The organism is Kocuria sp. U4B, from assembly GCF_054875615.1.
Map to the genome: position 1 here is coordinate 2,474,961 of NZ_CM142180.1, position 19,984 is coordinate 2,494,944.

Annotated in this window: 18 protein-coding genes; 15 read left to right on the top strand and 3 right to left on the bottom strand. The window is 76.2% G+C overall.

The annotated features are described in order from the left end of the window. Window positions 1–47: 47 nt before the first annotated feature. From ACYSMR_RS11790 to ACYSMR_RS11800, 3 genes are all read right to left on the bottom strand, one after another. Window positions 48–719, bottom strand: a complete 672-nt coding sequence (locus tag ACYSMR_RS11790) for a hypothetical protein (RefSeq protein WP_251333234.1) — start codon at window positions 717–719, stop codon at window positions 48–50. Continuing rightward, window positions 716–4,351, bottom strand: a complete 3,636-nt coding sequence (locus ACYSMR_RS11795) for a TM0106 family RecB-like putative nuclease (protein ID WP_461745418.1) — start codon at window positions 4,349–4,351, stop codon at window positions 716–718. The genes ACYSMR_RS11790 and ACYSMR_RS11795 overlap by 4 nt, the downstream gene beginning before the upstream one ends. Window positions 4,352–4,782: 431 nt before the next feature. After that, complete coding sequence (locus ACYSMR_RS11800; RefSeq protein WP_251333232.1) at window positions 4,783–5,310, bottom strand: inorganic diphosphatase; 528 nt, start codon at window positions 5,308–5,310, stop codon at window positions 4,783–4,785. A gap of 263 nt (window positions 5,311–5,573) precedes the next feature. Here ACYSMR_RS11800 and dacB point away from each other — a divergent pair, with 263 nt between their 5' ends. The 15 genes from dacB (at window position 5,574) to panC (ending at window position 19,934) form a co-directional block, all read left to right on the top strand. After that, window positions 5,574–6,923 carry a D-alanyl-D-alanine carboxypeptidase/D-alanyl-D-alanine endopeptidase gene (gene dacB, locus ACYSMR_RS11805; RefSeq protein ID WP_461745420.1) on the top strand — a complete coding sequence of 450 codons (1,350 nt, stop codon included), beginning with the start codon at window positions 5,574–5,576 and terminating at the stop codon, window positions 6,921–6,923. Between the two features lie 64 nt (window positions 6,924–6,987). Further along, complete coding sequence (locus ACYSMR_RS11810) at window positions 6,988–8,133, top strand: zinc-dependent metalloprotease (RefSeq protein ID WP_461745422.1); 1,146 nt, start codon at window positions 6,988–6,990, stop codon at window positions 8,131–8,133. 161 nt (window positions 8,134–8,294) lie between these two features. Beyond that, window positions 8,295–8,774, top strand: a complete 480-nt coding sequence (locus tag ACYSMR_RS11815; RefSeq protein ID WP_251333229.1) for a DNA-binding protein — start codon at window positions 8,295–8,297, stop codon at window positions 8,772–8,774. After that, a complete protein-coding gene (tilS, locus tag ACYSMR_RS11820) occupies window positions 8,771–9,889 on the top strand; it encodes a tRNA lysidine(34) synthetase TilS (RefSeq protein ID WP_461745425.1) in 1,119 nt (372 codons plus the stop codon). Before ACYSMR_RS11815 ends, tilS begins: the two co-directional genes overlap by 4 nt. After that, entirely contained in the window at window positions 9,879–10,430 is a 552-nt protein-coding gene (gene hpt, locus ACYSMR_RS11825) for a hypoxanthine phosphoribosyltransferase (RefSeq protein ID WP_251333227.1), read from the top strand. Before tilS ends, hpt begins: the two co-directional genes overlap by 11 nt. Window positions 10,431–10,622: 192 nt before the next feature. Then, the gene (gene ftsH, locus ACYSMR_RS11830) at window positions 10,623–12,707 is read left to right on the top strand and encodes an ATP-dependent zinc metalloprotease FtsH (protein WP_461745428.1); all 2,085 of its coding nucleotides are present in this window, start codon (window positions 10,623–10,625) and stop codon (window positions 12,705–12,707) included. Between the two features lie 29 nt (window positions 12,708–12,736). Beyond that, window positions 12,737–13,477: a GTP cyclohydrolase I FolE gene (gene folE, locus ACYSMR_RS11835; protein ID WP_251333225.1), complete on the top strand. Its 741-nt coding sequence runs from the start codon at window positions 12,737–12,739 to the stop codon at window positions 13,475–13,477. A 4-nt stretch (window positions 13,478–13,481) separates the two neighbouring features. Continuing rightward, window positions 13,482–14,420 carry a dihydropteroate synthase gene (folP, locus tag ACYSMR_RS11840; RefSeq protein WP_461745430.1) on the top strand — a complete coding sequence of 313 codons (939 nt, stop codon included), beginning with the start codon at window positions 13,482–13,484 and terminating at the stop codon, window positions 14,418–14,420. Next, window positions 14,417–14,872 (top strand): dihydroneopterin aldolase, encoded by a 456-nt coding sequence (gene folB, locus ACYSMR_RS11845; RefSeq protein ID WP_251333223.1) that lies wholly within the window; start codon window positions 14,417–14,419, stop codon window positions 14,870–14,872. The genes folP and folB overlap by 4 nt, the downstream gene beginning before the upstream one ends. A 1-nt stretch (window position 14,873) precedes the next feature. After that, on the top strand, window positions 14,874–15,401 hold the full coding sequence (gene folK, locus ACYSMR_RS11850; RefSeq protein ID WP_251333222.1) for a 2-amino-4-hydroxy-6-hydroxymethyldihydropteridine diphosphokinase: 528 nt from the start codon (window positions 14,874–14,876) through the stop codon (window positions 15,399–15,401). Window positions 15,402–15,418: 17 nt separating this feature from the next. Next, window positions 15,419–15,982: a DUF3180 family protein gene (locus ACYSMR_RS11855; protein WP_251333291.1), complete on the top strand. Its 564-nt coding sequence runs from the start codon at window positions 15,419–15,421 to the stop codon at window positions 15,980–15,982. After that, window positions 15,924–16,547, top strand: a complete 624-nt coding sequence (locus ACYSMR_RS11860) for a PH domain-containing protein (protein ID WP_461745433.1) — start codon at window positions 15,924–15,926, stop codon at window positions 16,545–16,547. The genes ACYSMR_RS11855 and ACYSMR_RS11860 overlap by 59 nt, the downstream gene beginning before the upstream one ends. Next, window positions 16,544–18,154 (top strand): PH domain-containing protein, encoded by a 1,611-nt coding sequence (locus ACYSMR_RS11865; RefSeq protein ID WP_461745435.1) that lies wholly within the window; start codon window positions 16,544–16,546, stop codon window positions 18,152–18,154. Before ACYSMR_RS11860 ends, ACYSMR_RS11865 begins: the two co-directional genes overlap by 4 nt. After that, entirely contained in the window at window positions 18,151–19,071 is a 921-nt protein-coding gene (locus ACYSMR_RS11870; protein ID WP_461745437.1) for a Rossmann-like and DUF2520 domain-containing protein, read from the top strand. The genes ACYSMR_RS11865 and ACYSMR_RS11870 overlap by 4 nt, the downstream gene beginning before the upstream one ends. Next, complete coding sequence (gene panC, locus ACYSMR_RS11875) at window positions 19,068–19,934, top strand: pantoate--beta-alanine ligase (protein ID WP_461745439.1); 867 nt, start codon at window positions 19,068–19,070, stop codon at window positions 19,932–19,934. Before ACYSMR_RS11870 ends, panC begins: the two co-directional genes overlap by 4 nt. Window positions 19,935–19,984: the final 50 nt, after the last annotated feature.

Below are 19,984 nucleotides of genomic sequence, written 5' to 3' on the forward strand. Positions count from 1 at the left end.
GCTCCCAGTATCGGCCACCGGGGCTCCCGGGGCGGCGGGGACGCGGCTCACTCCCAGAACCGGGGCTCGATGTCCACCCCGCGGGCGATCAGCTCGTCCTCGAGGGGCTCCCGGCACAGCAGGGGCAGGCGCAGGCACCCGATCCGGTCGTCGGGGCCGAAGTAGGCGGCGAGCCGGTCGAAGCCGAGCCGGTAGCGCGCCAGCTCCTTGCCGATCTCGGCGACCTCCAGGACGTCGGCGTCGGAGCCGAGCACCCAGAAGGAGCCCGGGTCGGTGAGCTGGAGCAGCCCCACGGGCGCCCCGGCGTCATTGTTCTCCGTGCCCGCCCACCCGGGCACGCGCAGCCAGCCCCCGGGCTCGGCGGCGCCCAGGGCCGGGGCCACGGGGTCGTAGTCCCACGCGCGGGCGCGCTGCAGCCACCCCGGCGGGGCGGGCAGGTAGAGGGGTCCGTCGACGTCCACGGGCCACCGCGCGGCGGCGAAGACCCCGGCGTCCACCCGGTCCCAGAACTGCCCGGCGGTGAGGTCCGTGCCCACGCTGTTGAGCGCGGCGCCGGGCTCGTGCGCCCGCATGCCGTGCCAGTACGTCGGCCGGGTGTCGACGCCGCCGGAGCGCAGCAGGGCGTCGAGCTCCTCGAGGTGGGCCGGCTCGCCGAGCACCACCGTCCTGCCCTCGAAGTGCAGGACGTAGGGCACGCGGGCGGAGCTGCCGGCGCTCACGGCGTCCCCGCGGGCTCCCCGCGGCGGCACAGCCGGGTGAAGCGGCCGAGCACCTGCAGCCCCTCGGGCGTGGCGGGCAGGTAGTCGGTGAGGGCGGGGGAGCGCACGAGGACGGCGCACCACTGCCCGCGCGAGACCGCCACGTTGAGCCGGTTCGGCATGAGCAGGAACTCCATGCCGCGCGGTCCCTCGGGCGCGGAGGCGGCCATGGACACGATCACCACGGGCGCCTCCTGCCCCTGGAACCGGTCCACGGTGCCCACGCGGACCCCGCCGCCGTCGGCGTCGCGCAGGCCCGCGGCCACGAGCTCCCGGCCGATGAGCTCGACCTGCGCGTTGTAGGCGGCGACCACGAGCACGTCCCCGGGCCCGAGCGCCACGGGCTCCGCGTCCGGGGCGGGGCGCCACGGCGTGCCCACGAACTCCCGCACGAGGGCGACGACGCGCTCGGCCTCCTCGGGGGAGGCCGTGACGTTGCCGGCGTGGTCGACGTAGCAGGTGCGCAGCCCGGGGGCCACGCCGGTCAGCTCCCGGCCCGCCGCGGCCGGGGCCGAGCGCAGCCGTCCGGCGTAGGAGAGCTCCGAGACGGGCTCGCACAGCTGCGGGTGCAGCCGCCACGTGCGGTCGAGGAAGTAGCCGAACCGGGCCGGCAGCGTGGGGGCGCCGTGCGAGAGCCAGCCGAGCGCCGACTCGTCCACGGGCAGCGGGTGGGTGCCCTGGGAGACCTGGGGCAGCTGCTGGGGGTCGCCCAGCAGCAGCAGGCGCCGGGCGGCGCGGGAGACGGCCAGCGTGTTGGCCAGGGAGAACTGCCCGGCCTCGTCGACCACGAGCAGGTCCAGGGCCTCGTCGTCGAGGTGCTTCCCGCTCGAGAAGTCCCAGGCGGTGCCGCCCACGACGGCGCCGCCCTCGTCCAGGAAGCGGGCGAAGTCCTTGCCGGCGACCTTCTGCCACGGCGTCGGCCGGTCCGCGGGCTCGCCCGTGGCCGGCTTCTTGGCGATCCGCTGCGGGTCGACCCCGCCCTTCCCTGCCACCCCGGAGAGCAGGTTCTCGACCACGGCGTGGGACTGCGCCACGACCCCGATCCGCCACCCGGCGTCCACGAGGCGGCCGACCACGTGCGAGCCCAGGAACGTCTTGCCGCTGCCGGGCGGGCCCTGCACCGCCAGGAAGCCGCGGTCGAGGCCGGCCAGCGCGTCCACCACGGCGTCGACGGTCCCGCCCGGGCCGTCGTGCGGGGCGGGCAGCGCCTCGCCGCCGGCCGGGCGCGGCGGGCGGCGCAGCAGCAGGTCCAGCCCCGGGTGCCGGGGCAGCTGCGGCAGGGCGTCGGCGGTGCGCGCGGCGAGCGCCTGCAGGGACTCCTCGAGGGCGGCGGTCGCGAGGGGCGTGGCCGGGGTCAGCGCCATCGGCAGCGCGGCCCACGGCTCGGGCGCGGGAGCGCCCCTCGGCCGGCGCAGCCGCTCCCGCAGCGTGAGCACGACCGTGCCGTCCTCGTGCTCCTCGAGCTCCTCGAGGGCCGCGGTCCACTCCCCGGAGCGCCCGCTCGCGCGCCGCGCGGCGTCCTCGGCCAGGTGCGGGGGCACGGGCGGGGCGTACATGAGGAACAGGTCCTTCGCCCCGGGGCGCAGGACGGTGCCGCGGCCGGGCCGGCCGGTGGCCCGCAGCAGCCGGGTCGGGGCGGCGCGGGGCCGCTCCGGGTCCGGGGCCCAGTCCTGCAGGACCGCGACGCGGTGCAGCACGACGACGTCGCGGGCGTCCTCCCAGTCCTCCACGGGGCCCTCGAGCCGGTCGAAGTGCGACCACCAGTACTGCTTGCGCTCCCGCCGGTGGTACCCGGTGGCCGAGGCGACCATGGCCACGGCGGTGCGCTCCTGCGCGCCCAGCAGCTGCAGGGCGCCGGGCTCGTCGAGGAACGCCCGCAGCCGCTGCTCGCCGTCCGGGACCTCCTCCCCGGGCACGGGCTCCGGCAGCGCGAGCACCTCCTGGACGGGCCGGCCCCGGTGGGCGGCCGGGTCGGGGGAGATCCCGGCGAGCCCGAGCAGCCAGTCGCGCAGCCGCAGGGTGGAGAGGCAGTCGTAGGCGTTGTAGTCGGCGATCCCGGCGAGGATCCGCTCGGCCTCCCCGGTGCGCCCGGCGTCCCGCGCGGCGCAGGAGCCGGCGTAGGCGACCACGGAGGCCCCCGCGTCGACGACGTCCCCGCCGCGCAGCCGCCCGCCCATGTACAGCGGCTTCAGCTTCTTGATGGAGTACGAGCTCTCGGACAGCCGCAGGCTCCCGCGCACGGTGTCGTAGAGGTCCACGAGCACGCCCTCGCGCAGCAGCCCGTCGACGACGTCCTCGCCCACCGCGTGGGCCAGGGAGAGCCGGCGCAGCGCGGCCTTCTCGTAGTTGGCGTAGTGGTAGACGTGCATCCCGGGGTGCGCCCGGCGCCGCGCGGCGACGTAGTCGAGGAAGTCCCGCAGCGCCTCCCGCTCCTGGGCGCGGGAGTGCGCCCAGAACGGCCGGAACACGGGCTCGGCGCCGGGGGAGGGGGGCTGCTCGACGACGCCGAAGAGGTACTCCAGGCCCCAGGACGTCGGGTCCTGCGGGTCCTGCCACAGGGGGTCGCCCTCGAAGTCGAAGAAGACGTCCCCGGGGTCCGGGGCGGGCAGCCGCCTGACCGGCTCCGTGGAGAGCAGCCGGTAGGCCACCCGGCGGGCCGTGCCGCCCTCGACGTAGTCGACCGCCCCGTCCTCCCCGCCGCGCCCGGTCTGCATGGCCGCCTGGTCCCGCAGCCGGTGCAGCGCGGCGGGCAGCCGGTGGCCCGGCCGGTCCCGCAGGACGGCCAGCTCGTCGACGGTCCGCACGCCGTGCTGCTCGCGCAGCGTCCGGCGCGTGCGCACGGACATGCCGGCGGTCAGCAGCAGGTCCCGGTGCTCCGCGACGGAGCGCGCGCAGCGCTCGCAGCGGCCGCAGCGGGCCACGGCGTCGTCCTGCCAGTCCACCGCGGCGGCGCGGGCGCGGTGGGCCGCGGTCGCCGCCACGAACCGCTCGCGGCGCTCGCGGTAGACCGCGAGGTGCTCCGCGACCGGGAACACGGCCTCCCGCCGGTCGCCCAGCACGAGCACGACCTCGGGGGCCACGGGGACCCCTGCGCGCTCGAGCTGGTCGGCGTAGGCGGCGAGCTGCAGCAGGGCGGTGACCTTCGCGTGCCGGGCGAGCTTGGTGTCGTGCACGGCGTAGGACCCGTCCGGGCACCGGACCAGGAAGTCGGCGCGGCCGTGGAAGGCGCCGTCGAAGAAGGAGGCCTGGAACACGACGTCGGCGCCGGCGCGCAGGGCGGCGAGCGTCTCCTCGTGCTTGGCGGTGAGCCCGGCCCGGTCCGTGCGGCGGGCGTGCGCGACCTCGTGGACCCCCCGGCCGGTGGCGGGGTCCCACGGGCCGAACGCGCGGAGGTGGTCCGCGAGGACCCGGCGCTCGTGGGCGTCGCCGAGCTCGGCGGTGCGGGCGAGCATGGCGTCCCGCTGCTCCGGGCGCCGGGGCGCCCGCCCCAGCAGCTCGTCGAGCACGCACAGCCCGGCGTACGGGCACTCGGCGGCGCGCACGAGGTCGCTGGCCGAGAAGACGAGCTCGGCCTCGGGGCCCAGCAGGAACATGCGCTTCCTCTCGACGTGGCCGGGGCCGTCCCCGGTTCCGGCTCCATCGAACCACAGGGACCGGACGTCACAAGCGCCGGGCGGGGAACCGGGAGCAGGACGGGGATCGGCCGGCAGGTCGCAGACCTGCCGGCCGACTCCCCGCGCCCGGGACCCGGGCGCCGGGATGGACCGGGAGAGATCGGTGGTGCGGCGCAGGTGGGGGGACCCCCGCCGCCGCCGGGCACCCTCGGGTGCTCACCGGCAGACCTCGATCCCGGTCGGCCGGCCCGGATGCCATGGGGGGATGCATCTGGGCCGACGGGCCGGCGGAGCCGGCCACTCCCGAATATAACGGAATTCATGTATTTGCAGTAGTAGATCCCGGAGGTGCGGGAGGGCCGGGGACCGTCACGGTCCCCGGCCCTCCCGGGGTGCGCTCCTGCCGGCGCTCAGTCGGTGGCGTCGGCCTTCGCCTCGGCCTCGGCGGCCGACTCGAAGTGGGACTGCTCGAAGCGCTCGCGGGCCTCCACGACGAGGCGCTCGGCGGTCTCCTTGCCCTCCCAGCCCTCGCCCTTGACCCACTTGTTGGGCTCGAGGTCCTTGTAGCGCTCGAAGAAGTGCTGGATCTCCTTCTGCTTGAACTCGTCGATGTCGTCGAGGCCCTGGATGTGGTCGTAGCGCTTGTCGGTGGACACGCACAGGACCTTCGCGTCCCCGCCGGCCTCGTCGTTCATGTTGAACACGGCGATCGGGCGGGCCTCGACGATGACCCCCGGGACGATCTCGACGTCGAGCAGGACCAGGGCGTCCAGGGGGTCGCCGTCCTCGCCGAGGGTGTCCTCGAAGTAGCCGTAGTGCGCCGGGTACTGCATGGACGTGAACAGGACGCGGTCCAGGCGCAGGCGGCCGGTCTCGTGGTCGATCTCGTACTTGACGCGCGATCCCCGCGGGATCTCGATGGTGACGTCCATCTCCATGGTGCTTCTCCTCGTGCTGGAAGGACTGGGCAGGGCTGACGGCGGCCGGGGAGGGCCGCACCGCCCCGTCGGGGTGGGCAGATCCGTCCCCACGATAGTCGGGGCCCCGCGGGCGGCGGTAACCGCCGGGCGCGGGCGGCCCCGTGGGGCGGGCCGGGGAGGGCCGGGCGGACGGGCCAGAATGGGGCCATGAGCAGCTCCCGGCGCCGCGGCGCCTCCGCCCCCGCACGGCCGCAGCCCTGCTCGCGGCCGGCTGCGTGGGCGTGGCCGCGTGGCTGCACCCGCACTGGGCTCCGCTGCTGGGCCCGGGCGGGGACGCCGTGCCCGCGGCGCGCTCCGTGCCCGCGGACCCGCCGGCGCCCGCCGGGGCCGTCCGCCCGGACCCGGCGGCGCCCGCGCCCGCCCCGGGGGAGGTGGCGGCGGCGGTGGACGCCGCGCTGGCCGGCGTCCCGGCCGGGCGCCGCTCGGCGCTCGTGGCCGATGCGCTCACGGGGCAGCCGCTGCTGGAGCGGGACGCGGACGCGGCCCTGGTCCCGGCCTCCAACCAGAAGCTCGTCACGCTCCTGTCGCTGCTCGCCCACGCCGATCCCGGCGAGCGCCTGCGCACGCGCGTGCTCGCGGGGGAGGACCCGGCCACGGTCGTGCTCGTCGCCGGCGGGGACACGCTCCTGAGCCCGGGCCGCTCCGACCCCGCGGCGGTCATGGGCCGGGCGGGCATCCGGACCCTCGCCGAGCGGACCGCGCGGCAGCTCGCCGCGCGCGGGACCACGGGCCCCGTCACCGTCCGGTGGGACGCCGGGCTGTTCGCCGGTCCGGCCCTCAACGACGCCTGGGCCGCGGAGGACATCGCCGCAGGCCGGATCGGGCCCGTCGCCCCCATGGCGTTCTGGTCCCACCGCGTCCCCGACGGGGACGGCCCGGGGGCCGCGCGCCCGCAGGAGCCCGCCCGGGACGTGGCCGCCGTCCTCGCCGCCGAGCTGCGGGAGCTGCTGCCCGCCGGGCCCGGCGGGCCGCCGGCCGTGACGATCGCCCCGGGCCGCGCCCCCGCGGGGGCCGAGGAGCTGGCCGCCGTGGAGTCGGCGACGCTCGCCGAGCAGGCGCGGCTCATGGTCCAGGACTCCGACAACCACCTCGCCGAGGTCCTCTCGCGGCTCGCGGCGGCGGCCGCCGGGCATCCCGGCAGCATCGCCGGCGGGCGCGCCGCCGCGGCCGAGGCCCTCGCGGCGCACGGGGTCCCGGCGGCCGGCGCCGAGCTCTCGGACGCCTCCGGGATGTCCCTGCGCAACCGCCTCTCCGCCCGCACCCTGGAGCACGTGGTGCGGGCGATGGCCACGGACGGCACGGGGGCGCTCGCCCCCGGCGCCCGAGCCCTGCCGGTGGCCGGCGGCGGCGGCACCCTCGCCGACCGGTTCGACGACGCCCCCGAGCACCCCGGCCAGGGGGTCGTCCGGGCGAAGACGGGCACGCTGTACACCGTGGTCTCCCTCAGCGGCCACGTCACCACGGACGGCGGCCGGCTGCTGACGTTCTCCGTGCTGCTCGGCGACGTCTCCGACCCCGCGGCGGCCCGGGACGCCGTCGACCGCGCGGTCGCCGCCCTCGCCCGACTGTGACGGGACGCGCGGGCTCCCTGGCGCCACCACGGCGGCTCCCAGGGGCGTGTGGTTGCATGAGGGCATGAGCGCAGCAGACCGCACCCCGAACGCCGAGGCGCCCGCCCTCGTCCGGTGGGACCTCGCGGCGGAGGCCGCGGCCCGGATCACCCCGGCCGGCCCCCGGATGTCCGCCCGGGACATGGAGGCGGCGGTGACGTCCATGCGCCGCCACGCCGAGGCCTCCGTGGACCACGTCCACCGCATCAGCGGGCTGGAGGCCGCCCGCGACCTGCGGGACTCCACGGTCCTCGTCGTGGACCGCGCCGGGTGGGCCCGGGCCAACGCCCAGGCCTTCGAGGTGCTCATGGAGCCCGCCGTCCAGGCCCTGCGGCGGCGGCGCCCGGAGCAGTTCAGCGCCGCCGCCGCCGCGCTCGGCGGGACCGCCACCGCCATGGAGATGGCCGCGGTGCTGGGCTTCCTCTCCGCGAAGGTCCTCGGCCAGTACGACCCCTACGCGGGGCTCGTCTCCGCCGCGGCCGCGCAGCGGCACCCGGGCGGGCGGCTGATGCTCGTGGCCCCCAACATCCTCACCGTCGAGAGCGAGCTCAACGTCGAGCCCGAGGACTTCCGGCTGTGGGTCTGCCTGCACGAGCAGACCCACCGCGTCCAGTTCGCCGCCGCCCCGTGGCTGCGCGAGCACATGCTCGGGCAGATCCAGGAGCTCACCGACGCCCTCGTGGGCCAGGCCGAGTCCCTGCGGGAGCGGCTCACGGAGGCCGTCCGCTCGCTCACCGGGCGGACGCCGGACGCCGGGCGGCCCGCCGCCTCGCTCGGCGTCGTGGGCCTGCTCATGGGCCCGCGGGAGAAGGAGATCCTGTCCCACCTCACCGCGGTCATGAGCCTGCTCGAGGGCCACGCCAACTTCGTGATGGACGGGGTGGACGCCTCCGTGGTGCCCACGGTGAAGACCATCCGGCGCCGCTTCGAGCGGCGCTCGGAGCTGCAGGGCGCCCTCGACCGGTTCGTGCGCCGGCTGCTGGGCATGGACGCCAAGATGCGCCAGTACAGCGACGGGCAGAAGTTCGTCACCGCCGTGGTCGCGGCCGCGGGCCTCGACGGGTTCAACCGGATCTGGGAGGCCCCGGAGCACCTGCCCACGGAGGCGGAGATCCACGCCCCGGAGCGCTGGATCGCCCGCGTGCTGGACCCCGGGACCCCCTCCCGCTGAGCCCGGCCGCCCCCGGTCCGGGAAAGGTGTGGTAGAGCTCTCCCCACCCCCCGCTGACATGCGAATTCATCAAGGTGTCGACGATCGTCCACGGCGTGTCGAAACCGGTCACAGCACGACACGCGGTAGGTGACATCACATTTCTGTGCCACTATCTTCACGTGAGCACAGAGAACATCGAACAGCAGGTCAGGCTCTACGGCCAGCCGCTCTCGGAGCGCTTCGGGGCCATCGTGCAGGCCTACGGCATCACCCAGCGGCGGCTCGCCGAGGTGCTCGGCCTCTCCGCCCCCATGCTGTCGCAGCTCAACAGCGGCCGCCGGATCAAGATCGGCAACCCGGCGGTCTACGAGCGCCTGGTCATGCTCGAGCAGCGGATCGGCACCCCGGAGGTCGAGGAGACCCTCGCCGAGGTGGAGGCCTCCCAGCCCGTGCTGTCCACGACCCAGATCCAGGCCGGGATCCACAGCGAGACCAACACCGTGGCTGCGCTGGCCACGGTCGTCCCGCTGCGCGAGCTCGAGGTCGCGGTCGACCTGCTGGGGGAGGGCGCGCCCACCCTCACCAAGGTCGTGCGCCTCGCCGTGCGGGAGGCCGAGCAGCGCCAGGCCGCGACCGCCCGCGAGGACGCCCGCGGGTGACCCAGTTCGCCCGCCGCGGCCGACTGTCCCCCGACGTCGCCGCGGGGCGGCGCCGTGTGCTCGACGCGGTCCGCCGCCACCTCCCCCCGCCCCCCGCCGAGCTCCCCCTGCTCCTCGTCGCCTGCAGCGGCGGACCCGACTCCCTGGCGCTGGCCGCCGCCGCCGCCCACTTCGCCCGGCGCGGTGCCCTGCGCGTGGGTGCCGTCGTGGTCGACCACGGCCTGCAGGAGGGCTCCGCCGACGTGGCTGCCCGCACCGCCAGCACCCTCGAGCAGCTCGGTCTCGCCCCCGTCGTCGTCACGGCCGTCACCGTGCACCGGGACGCGGGCGGGCCCGAGATGGCCGCCCGCACCGCGCGCTACGGCGGCATCGCGGCCGTCGTGGCCCGCACCGGCGCCGACGCCGTGCTGCTCGGGCACACCCTGGACGACCAGGCGGAGTCCGTGCTGCTGGGCCTGGCCCGCGGCTCCGGCACCCGCTCGCTCGCCGGCATGCTCCCGGTGCGCGAGCTCGACGGCGTCACGTACCTGCGCCCCTTCCTGGACCTTTCCCGCGAGCAGACCCTGGAGATCTGCGCCGCCGAGCGGCTCGAGCCGTGGCACGACCCCACCAACCACGACACGTCCCTGATGCGCTCCCGGGTCCGCCACCGCGTCCTGCCGCTGCTCGAGGCCGAGCTCGGGCCCGGCCTGGCGCGGGCGCTCGCCCGCTCCGCCGCGATCCTCGGCCCGGACGCGGACTTCCTGGACGGCGCCGCCCACGAGCTGCTGGGGCGTGCCCGGGCCGCCGCCCCCGGGCGCGGGCCCGCCGTGGCGCTCGACCTGCGGGTGCTGCAGCAGGCCCACCCCGCCCTGCGCCGCCGGGCGCTGTCCGCGGCCGTCGTCGCGGCCGGCGGGGAGACCCCGGCCTACGAGCGGCTCGGCGCGCTGGACGCCTTCGCCGAGGGCCGCGGCGCCGCGGGGCCCGTGCAGATGGCGGGTAAGGTGTCGGTGTGGCGCAGGCGCCCGCCGGCCGGCACGCGCGGCCCGGGGCACCTCGAGCTCGTCGGGCCGCGGCCCGCGGGACCCGCCACCGAACCCGATTCCGCACCGCACGAGGAGCGCCGTGAAGCCTGAGGACGTCCCCGGGGACCTCACCGAGGTCCTGTTCACCAAGGAAGACATCGAGGCCAAGATCGCCGAGCTGGCGGCGGCCGTCGACGCCGACTACCAGGGCCGCGACGTCCTGCTCGTGGGGGTGCTCAAGGGGGCGGTGATGGTCATGGCCGACCTGTGCCGCGCCCTCAAGGGCCAGTACCCCATGGACTGGATGGCCGTGTCCTCCTACGGGTCGGGGACCAAGTCCTCCGGCGTGGTGCGCATCCTCAAAGACCTCGACACCGACCTCACCGGCCGTGACGTGCTCATCGTCGAGGACATCATCGACTCCGGTCTCACCCTGTCCTGGCTGCGGGCCAACCTGGTCTCGCGCCGGGCCGCCTCCGTGGAGATCTGCGCGCTGCTGCGCAAGCCGGAGGCCGCCAAGACGGCGATCGACGTCAAGTACGTGGGCTGGGACATCCCCAACGAGTTCGTGGTCGGCTACGGCCTGGACTACGCCGAGAAGTACCGCAACCTCGACTGCATCGCGACCCTCGCCCCGCACGTCTACGAGTGAGCCGGAGGCCCGCGGGGAGGGCTCTCCCGGCGGGCGCCGCGGCGGCTGTCCGCTGACAGGGAACTCCGGGGCCCTTCCCGGTGTCCGCGGGTGCGCGGGCTGTACATTGTAGGTCTGCGTCCCCTGGACCCGGCCCCGGGCGGGCCCGGGCCCGAGGGGGCCCGGACAACCATCCACGGGAGGATCAGCGGCTTGGCCACGGCGAAAAAACCCAACAACTTCTTCAGGGGACCCTGGTTCTGGGTGCTCCTGGCCGTCCTGGTCCTCTTCCCCCTCGTGGGCACGCTCACCACCGGCTCGTCCGGGCGCGTGGACACCAACGTGGGCCTGGGGCTGCTCGCCGACGACAAGGTCGCCGAGGCGAAGATCTACGACGGCCAGCAGAAGGTGGAGCTCCAGCTCAAGGAGGACCTGACCCTCGACGGCCGGGAGCTCGGGCGCAACGTCGAGTTCTACTACGTCACCCCGCGCGGCGACGAGGTCGTGCGGGCCATGAACGCGGCCGACCTCGAGGGGTTCACCGACCAGCCGGTCGAGTCGAACTGGTTCACCAGCCTCATCGGCTTCCTGCTGCCGTTCCTGATCATCCTCGCGATCTTCTGGTTCGTGTTCTCCCGCATGCAGGGCGGCGGCTCGCAGGTCATGCGCTTCGGGCGCTCCCGGGCCAAGATGTTCGACAAGGACAACCCCACGGTGACCTTCGCCGACGTCGCCGGCGCGGACGAGGCCGTCCAGGAGCTCGACGAGATCAAGCAGTTCCTCGTGGAGCGCGACCGGTTCACCGCCCTCGGGGCGAAGGTGCCCAAGGGCGTGCTGCTCTACGGTCCCCCCGGCACCGGCAAGACCCTGCTCGCCCGCGCGGTGGCCGGCGAGGCGGGCGTGCCGTTCTTCTCGATCTCCGGCTCGGACTTCGTCGAGATGTTCGTGGGCGTGGGCGCCTCCCGCGTGCGGGACCTCTTCCAGCAGGCCAAGGAGAACGCCCCCGCGATCATCTTCGTCGACGAGATCGACGCCGTGGGCCGCCAGCGCGGCGCCGGCATGGGCGGCGGCAACGACGAGCGCGAGCAGACCCTCAACCAGCTGCTCGTCGAGATGGACGGGTTCGACGCCACGACCAACGTCATCCTCATCGCCGCCACCAACCGCCCCGACGTGCTCGACCCCGCCCTGCTGCGCCCGGGCCGATTCGACCGGCAGATCGGCGTGGACGCCCCGGACATGAAGGGCCGCCTGCAGATCCTCCGGGTGCACTCGCAGGGCAAGCCCCTCGCGGACAACGTGGACCTCGCGTCCGTGGCCAAGCGCACGCCCGGCTTCACCGGCGCCGAGCTCGCCAACGTGATGAACGAGGCCGCCCTGCTGACGGCCCGCTCCCACGCGCAGCTGATCGACGACCGCGCCGTGGACGAGGCCATCGACCGCGTCATCGCGGGCCCGCAGAAGCGCAGCCGGATCATGAAGGAGCTCGAGCGCAAGGTCACCGCCTACCACGAGGGCGGCCACGCGCTCGTGGCCGCGGCCCTGCGCAACACGGACCCGGTCACCAAGATCACGATCCTGCCCCGCGGCCGGGCCCTGGGCTACACCATGGTCATGCCCATGGACGACAAGTACTCGACCACCCGCAACGAGCTGCTGGACCAGATGGCCTACGCCATGGGCGGGCGCGCCGCGGAGGAGATCGTCTTCCGGGACCCGTCCACGGGCGCGTCCAACGACATCCAGAAGGCGACCGACACCGCGCGCAAGATGGTCACCCAGTACGGGATGAGCGCGCGCGTGGGCTCCATCAAGCTCGGCGGGGACAGCTCCGAGCCGTTCCTGGGCCGGGACGCCGCCGGCAGCGGCCGGGAGTACTCCGAGCGCACCGCCGCGATCGTCGACGAGGAGGTCCGGGCCCTGCTCGAGCAGGCCCACGACGAGGCCTACGAGATCCTCCTGGACAACCGCCACGTGCTCGACCGGCTGGCCCTCGAGCTGCTGGAGCGCGAGACCCTCAACGAGGCGCAGATCGCCGACATCTTCCGCGATGTGCGCAAGCGCGACCTGCGCCCGGTGTGGCTGTCCAAGGACACCCGCCCCGTCCCGGACGTCCCGCCGGTGGTCACCCAGGCCGAGCGCGAGGAGGCCCGGCGGCTCCACGCCCAGGACCCCTCGACCCTCGCCCCGCAGGACCAGGCCGTGGCGGCCAAGCCGGAGCACCCGGTCGAGGTCCCGGAGCGCGGGCACTCCGTGTCCCCCGGGGACGCCTCGGGCTCCACGACCGCCACGGACTGAGCCCGGCCGCGGCGGGGCGGTGGCCTAGGATGGAGCGACAGCCGAGCGGGTCCCCCGACCTGCGCCCGGCGGACCCGGAGATCCCGAAGGAGGGCGCGTTGCCCCACGAGGCCCGCACGAAGCACATGAGCACGCACGACGTGCGCGCGGAGGCGTTCGAGCCGCCGTACCCCGACCCCGACCCGGCCCTGGGGGCCGGCGCGGGCGAGGTTGACCAGCCCCGCGTCGCCGCGGCCGTCCGGGAGCTGCTGCTCGCCATCGGCGAGGACCCGGACCGGGAGGGCCTGCAGGGCACCCCGGGGCGGGTGGCGCGGGCGTACGCGGAGATGTTCGCGGGCCTGCACCAGGACCCGGCGGAGGTGCTGGGCACGACCTTCGACATCGGCCACTCCGAGATGGTCCTCGTCAAGGACATCCCCTTCTACTCGACCTGCGAGCACCACCTCGTGCCGTTCCACGGCCACGCCCACGTCGGCTACATCCCCGGCCACGACGGGATGGTCACGGGCCTGAGCAAGCTCGCCCGGCTGGTGGACCTCTACGCCCGGCGCCCGCAGGTGCAGGAGCGGCTCACCACCCAGATCGTCGAGGCGATCGTGGAGCACCTGCAGCCGGCGGGCGTCATCGTCGTCGTCGAGTGCGAGCACCTGTGCATGTCCATGCGGGGGGTGCGCAAGCCCGGCGCCCAGACCGTGACCTCCGCCGTGCGCGGGCAGCTGCGCGAGCCCGCGACCCGCGCCGAGGCCATGAGCCTCATCCTGGGGCGCTGAGCCGATGACGACGACGTCCCGCCCCGACCGCCCCGCCGCCGGCTGGGGCTCCTTCGAGGACCTGCCCCGGGACCGGACCCTGGTCATGGGCATCCTCAACGTCACCCCCGACTCCTTCAGCGACGGCGGCGAGCACGCCGGGCCCGGGGCGGCGATCGCCCACGGGCTGGCGATGGCGGCCGCCGGCGCCGACGTCGTCGACGTCGGCGGGGAGTCCACCCGCCCGGGCTCCGAGCGGATCCCCCCGGCCGAGGAGCGCCGCCGCATCCTGCCGGTGGTCGAGGCCCTGGCCGCGGCCGGCGTGGTGGTCAGCGTCGACACGCTCCACGTCTCGACCGCCGAGGCGGTCCTGGACGCCGGGGCGCAGATCGTCAACGACGTGTCCGGGCTCAACGTCTCCCCCGACATGGTCGAGCTCGTCGCCGAGCGGCAGGTCCCGTACGTCCTCATGCACGCCCGCGGCACCCCCGACACGATGGACGCGCTCGCCGTCTACGACGACGTCGTGGGGGAGGTGCTCGGGGAGATCGACGGGCTGCGGGCCCGCTTCCTCTCCGCCGGGCTCGCCCCCGAGAAGCTGGTCCTCGACCCCGGGCTCGGCTTCGCCAAGCGCGGCGCCCAGAACTGGGAGCTGCTGCGCGCCCTGCCGCGGCTCGTCGCCACCGGCCACAAGGTGCTCGTGGGCGCGTCCCGCAAGCGCTTCCTCGGCACTCTGCTGGAGGAGGGCGGACGGGCCCGTCCCGCCGGGGAGCGGGACGCCGCGACCGCCGCCGTCAGCGCCCTGTCCGCCCACGGCGGGGCGTGGGCGGTGCGCGTGCACGACGTGCGCTCCAGCGCCGACGCGGTCGCCGCCGCGCACGCGTGGCGCGGCGTCGAGCCGCCCGTGCTGCGCCCCCGGGCGGACGCCGCCGTGCCGGTGGCCCCGGGGGGTGAGCGCGCGTGAACCGCGTGTCCCGCGATGACGCCGAGCGGCTGCGCGCCGGGGAGCGCGCGGGCCGCCAGCACGTCCCCCTGGCCGCCGTGCGCCCGGCCGAGCGCCGCGACCGGATCAACCTCCTGGGCATCGGGGCCGTGGGCTACCACGGGGTCCTCGACCAGGAGAAGCGCAGCGGGCAGCCCTTTTTCGTGGACCTCGTGATGTACATGGACCTGTCCGCGGCCGGGGCCGCGGACGACGTCACCCTGACCGCCCACTACGGGGAGGTCGCCGAGCAGGTCCGCGACATCGTCACCGGCCCCAGCGTCAACCTCATCGAGACGCTCGCCGAGCAGATCGCCCGGCACCTGCTCGGGCACTTCCCCCTCGAGGCGGTGGAGGTGACCGTGCACAAGCCCAAGGCCCCCATCGAGGTGACCTTCTCCGACGTGTCCGTCACCATCTACCGGGAGCGCTGAGGTGGGCACGGCGGTGGTGCTCGCGCTCGGCGCGAACCTCGGCGACCGGGAGGAGACCCTGCGCCGGGCGGCCCTCGACCTGGCCGCCCACCCCCGGATCCGGCTGACCCGCGCCTCTCCCGTCGTGCGCTCCAAGCCGGTGGGCGGGCCGGCGGGACAGGACGACTTCCGCAACGCCGTCGTGGAGGTCGACACCGACCTGAGCCCGTTCGAGCTGCTCGAGGTCTGCCAGGGGATCGAGGCGCGCCACCACCGCACCCGCGCGGAGCGCTGGGGCCCGCGCACGCTCGACATCGACATCATCGTCTACGGGGACCTGCGCCTCGACGAGCCGGAGCTCACCGTCCCGCACCTGCGCGCGCACTGCCGCGCGTTCGTGCTGGTGCCCTGGGCCCTGATGGACCGGGACGCCGTGCTGGCCGGACAGAGCGTGGCCGAGCTCGCCCGGCGGGCCCCCGACCTGGGCGGCGTCGGCCCGGACGCCGTCCCCCTGCTCCCGGCCGGGACCCCCGGCCCCGCCGCGGGCTGAGGGGCCGGGCCGTGCACATGCTCACCGTCCCCGCCCTGCTGATGTGCGCCGCGGCCGCCGGAGCGGTCGGCTGGAGCGCCAACCGGCTGTCCACCGGGGCCGGCGGTCCGCTGCTGATCCTGCCCTGGGCCTCGCTGGCCGCGGTCGCCGCCGTGGCCGTGGGCCTGCTCGTGCTGGGGCTGCGGGTCAAGCGCTACCAGGACGGGCTGCACCCCGAGCGCTTCGACCCGCTCGTGGCGGCCCGCACCGCGGCGGGAGCCCAGGCCGTCGCATGGGCCGGGGCGATGCTGACCGGCTGGCACGGCGCGATCGCCGTCGAGCAGCTCGCCCTCGTGAGCGTGCGCTCGGACCAGGGGCCGCTGTGGGCGAGCCTCGGGCACGCCGCCGCGGGGGTCGTGCTCGTCGTCGTCGGCTGGGTCGTGGAGAGCTTCTGCAAGCTGCCGCCGGACGACCCCGACGCGGAGGAGGGCGCCGAGTACCGTAGGGGGCGGGAGAAGGAGCTGCCCGAGGGAGAAGGTGGTTATGCCCGTGAGATCCCCCGACGACCCCGCGAGCGGCCCGGCGGGCACGGCACCGCGTGACGCGGCGCCCCCCGGCGCGCCGGTCCGGGAGCCGGGGCCCGGCGGCGCACCGCCGGGCAACCGCGCGATCGACCCCGAGGGCCTCGCCTGGACCCGGGTCTCGCCCCGGCACGTCTCCGTGGTGGTGCTCGGCACCCTGATCAGCACCGCCTTCTGGGCGGCGGCGCTCGGCTGGCCGGCCGTGCTCGCCGGCCTCGGCGTCTGGCCCGCCGGGCTGCTGCCCTGGTTCCTGCTCCCGCCCGGGGCCGTCGTGGCGGCGGGGATCCTCTCCGTCCTGCTGGCGCCCCGCCGGGTCCGGGCGATCGGCTACGCCGAGCGCGGCGAGGACCTGCTCGTGCGCCGGGGCCTGCTCTACCAGCGCGTCACGGTCGTCCCGTACGGGCGGATGCAGTACGTGGACGTGTCGGTCTCCCCGCTGCAGCGGGCGTTCGGCCTCGCCACGGTGCGGCTGCACACCGCCGCCGTGGGCAGCCACGCCGAGATCCCCGGCGTCGAGCACGCCGAGGCCTCACGGCTGCGCGAACGGCTCACCGCGCGCGGCGAGGCGCTCCTGGCGGGCCTGTGAGCGCGCCCCCCCTGCCCCCGGCAGGGCCCGTGCCCCCGGGCGGCCCCGGTCCCGGGGACGACCCCGGGGCCCCCGCGTGGCGCCGCGTCCACCCGCTGACCCCCGCGGTCCGGGGCTGGCTGGCGATGCTCGTGCTCGCCGGCGCCGTGCTCAACATCGCGGTCGACGACCTGGTGGCCTCCTACCTCGGCCACCCCGTCGGCCCGGGCGCCCCGCCGGGGCAGGACCTCGACCTCACCCGGGCGGGTCCCGTCTTCTGGTGGGCGCTGGCCGGGATCCTCACCCTGCTGCTGGGCGTGTTCACCGCCGCGGTGCTCGTCTCGTGGTGGTTCACCCGCTACCAGGTGAGCGCCGAGCACGTGCGCGTGCGCTCCGGGGTGCTCTTCCGGCAGGAGCGCCAGGCCCGCCTGGACCGGGTCCAGGCGATCGACATCCACCGCCCGTTCCTGCCGCGCGTGCTGGGCCTGGCCGAGCTGAAGTTCGAGGTCGCCGACGCCGGGCAGTCGGCCGTGTCCCTGGCCTACCTCACCCACGCCCAGGCGCGCGCGCTGCGCGCCGAGCTGCTCGGCCGCCTCGGGCTGCCCGCCGCCCGGCCGGGGACGGCCGAGGGCCCCGCCGGCCCGGGCCCCGCCGGCGAGCCCGGGCTCCCCGGGCCGCGGCGCGCCCCGTGGGCGCCGACCGGCGACGAGGAGCACCCGGTCCTCGCGGTCCCGGTGGCCCGTCTGGTCGGCTCCGTGCTCGCCTCGGGCACCGCCGTCGTGCTGGCCCTGCTGCTCGCGGCCGTCCCGGCCGTCCTGCTACTCGACCCGGCGAGGGGGGCGGGCCTGCTGGCGGCCTGGCTGCCCGGGCTCATCAGCTTCGGCACGGTCGCCTACCGCCGCGTCGAGCAGGGCTGGCGGTTCCGGCTGCTGCGCATCCCCGAGGGCATGCGCGTGCGCCACGGGCTGCTCGGGGTGCGCTCCCAGACCGTGCCCGCGGGCCGGATCCAGGCGGTCGGGGTGGACCAGCCCGTGCTGTGGCGGCCCTTCGGCTGGTACCGGGTCCGGGTCAACGTGGCCGGCTACGGCGCCGCGGCGGGCGAGAGCGACGCGCTGCGCTCCACGCTGCTGCCCGTCGGCACCCTCCCGGAGGTGCGCACCGTCCTGCACCTGGCCCTGCCCCGGGTCCGGGGGGACGAGCTGAGCGCGCTGCTGGGGGAGGGCCTGCACGGGGCCGGGGACGAGGGGCGGTTCACGACCTCCCCGCGCCGCGCCCGGTGGCTGGACCCCCTGACGCACCGCCGCACCGGTTTCGCGGCGACCGACGACGTCCTGGCCGTCCGCTCCGGGCGCCTCGCCCGCCGCACCGCCGTGGTGCCCCACGAGAAGACGCAGTCCGTGGCCGTGACGCAGGGGCCCCTCGAGCGGGCGCTGGGCCTCGCCGACGTCCACCTGCACTCGACCCCGGGGCCCGTGACCGTGCTCGTGCCCCACCTGGACACCGGCGACGCCCGCGCGCTCGCCGCGGCCCAGGCCGAGCACGCCGCCGGCGCCCGTAGACTGGCCGACGGCCCGCACCGGGCCCACGAGCAGATCCGCGACCAGGCCCACGAGCAGGAGCGAGCATGACCCACCCGTCCGACCGCCCGGGACGCCTCGGGGTCGGCGTCGTCAGCGCCGGGAAGGTGGGCGCCGTCCTGGGGGCGGCGCTGCGCGCCGCCGGCCACGCCGTCGTCGGGGTCAGCGCCGTCTCCGAGGCCAGCCGGGACCGGGCCGAGGCCCTCCTGCCGGGCGTGCCGGTGCTGGACGTCCCCGCCGTGCTCGAGCGCTCCGAGCTCGTCCTGCTGGCCGTGCCCGACGACGAGCTGCCCGGCCTCGTGCAGGGGCTCGCCGACGCCGGGCTGTGGCAGGCGGGCCAGCTCGTGGTGCACACCGCCGGGCGCTGGGGCACCGGCGTGCTGGACCCCGCCCGCCGGGCCGGGGCCATCCCGCTCGCCGTGCACCCCGCCATGACCTTCACCGGGCTCAGCCTGGACCTCGCCCGCCTGAACGACTGCTCGTTCGGCATCACGGCGCCCGCCCCCGTCCTGCCCATCGCCCAGGCGCTCGTCGTCGAGATGGGGGCGGAGCCCGTCGTCGTCGCCGAGGCCGACCGCGCGCTCTACCACGCGGCCCTCGCGCACGGGGCCAACCACCTCATGACCGTCGCGGGCCAGTCGATGCAGGTGCTGCGCGACATCGGGGTGGACCACCCCGACCGCGTGCTCGGGCCCCTGCTGCGGGCGACCCTCGACAACGCCCTGGCCGCGGGGGAGTCGGCCCTGACCGGGCCCGTGGCGCGGGGGGACGCCGGGACCGTCGCCGCCCACCGGGGCGCCCTGGACGAGTACGCGCACGGCCACGGGGGCGACGACGTGCTGCTCGCTTACCTCGACCTGGCCCGGGTCACGGCCCGCCGGGCCCTCGAGCGGGGGCTGCTGGACCGCGCCCGCTACGACGCCGTGCTCGCGGCCCTCGACCCCGCCGACGGAAAGGACATCCCGTGAGCACTCCCGTGCCCGCCACCACCCCCCTGGTCTGCCGCGGCGTCGCGGAGTTCCGGGCGGCCCTCGCCGCCCGGCTCGGTGCGGTGCCGGGTGAGGCATCCCTGGGGCTCGTGCCCACGATGGGCGCCCTGCACGAGGGCCACGGCCACCTGGTGCGCCTGGCCCGCCAGGAGAACGCGGTGGTCGCCGTGTCGGTGTTCGTCAACCCCCTGCAGTTCGGCCCGCACGAGGACTTCGAGCGCTACCCCCGCGACCTGGACGCCGACGTCGAGCTGCTCGCCCGGTTCGGGGCCGACCTGGTCCTCGCCCCCTCCGTCGAGCAGATGTACCCCGGCGGGGAGCCGCTCGTGCGCGTGACCTCCGGGCGGCTGGGCGCCGTGCTCGACGGCGCGAGCCGGCCGGGGCACTTCGACGGCGTCCTGACCGTCGTGAACAAGCTGGTCAACATCGCGGCCCCGCCCGTGCCGGCCGCCTACCGGGCGTACTTCGGGGAGAAGGACGCCCAGCAGCTGCTGCTCGTGCGGCGGATGGTCGCCGACTTCGCCCTGCCCGTCACGGTCCGGCCCGTGCCCATCGTGCGCGACGCCGACGGGCTGGCCCTGTCCTCCCGCAACCAGTACCTCGACGCGGGCCAGCGCCGATCCGCGCTCGTGCTCTCCCGCGCACTGGGCGCGCTCGCCGCCGGGGAGCTCGGCCTCGACGCCGCCCGCGCACGGATCGACGCCGAGGACCAGGTCCGGCTGGACTACCTCGTCGTCGTCGACCCCGCCACGCTCGCCCCGGCCGAGCCCGGCCCCGGCGCGCTCGCGCTCGTGGCCGCGTACGTGGGCCCCACGCGGCTGATCGACAACCGGGTGCTCTGACCCGGTCCGTCCCGGCGCAGGGCGGGGAGGGACCGGCGGGGATTTGACCC

What these genes read in the sequence shown, in the direction of transcription:
- ACYSMR_RS11795 (WP_461745418.1), bottom strand. Translation starts at nt 4,351, where the DNA reads ATGTTCCTGCTGGGCCCCGAGGCCGAGCTCGTCTTCTCGGCCAGCGAC.
- ACYSMR_RS11800 (WP_251333232.1), bottom strand. Translation starts at nt 5,310, where the DNA reads ATGGAGATGGACGTCACCATCGAGATCCCGCGGGGATCGCGCGTCAAG.
- ACYSMR_RS11810 (WP_461745422.1), top strand. Translation starts at nt 6,988, where the DNA reads ATGAGCGCAGCAGACCGCACCCCGAACGCCGAGGCGCCCGCCCTCGTC.
- folE (WP_251333225.1), top strand. Translation starts at nt 12,737, where the DNA reads ATGGAGCGACAGCCGAGCGGGTCCCCCGACCTGCGCCCGGCGGACCCG.
- folP (WP_461745430.1), top strand. Translation starts at nt 13,482, where the DNA reads ATGACGACGACGTCCCGCCCCGACCGCCCCGCCGCCGGCTGGGGCTCC.
- ACYSMR_RS11855 (WP_251333291.1), top strand. Translation starts at nt 15,419, where the DNA reads ATGCTCACCGTCCCCGCCCTGCTGATGTGCGCCGCGGCCGCCGGAGCG.
- ACYSMR_RS11860 (WP_461745433.1), top strand. Translation starts at nt 15,924, where the DNA reads ATGCCCGTGAGATCCCCCGACGACCCCGCGAGCGGCCCGGCGGGCACG.
- ACYSMR_RS11870 (WP_461745437.1), top strand. Translation starts at nt 18,151, where the DNA reads ATGACCCACCCGTCCGACCGCCCGGGACGCCTCGGGGTCGGCGTCGTC.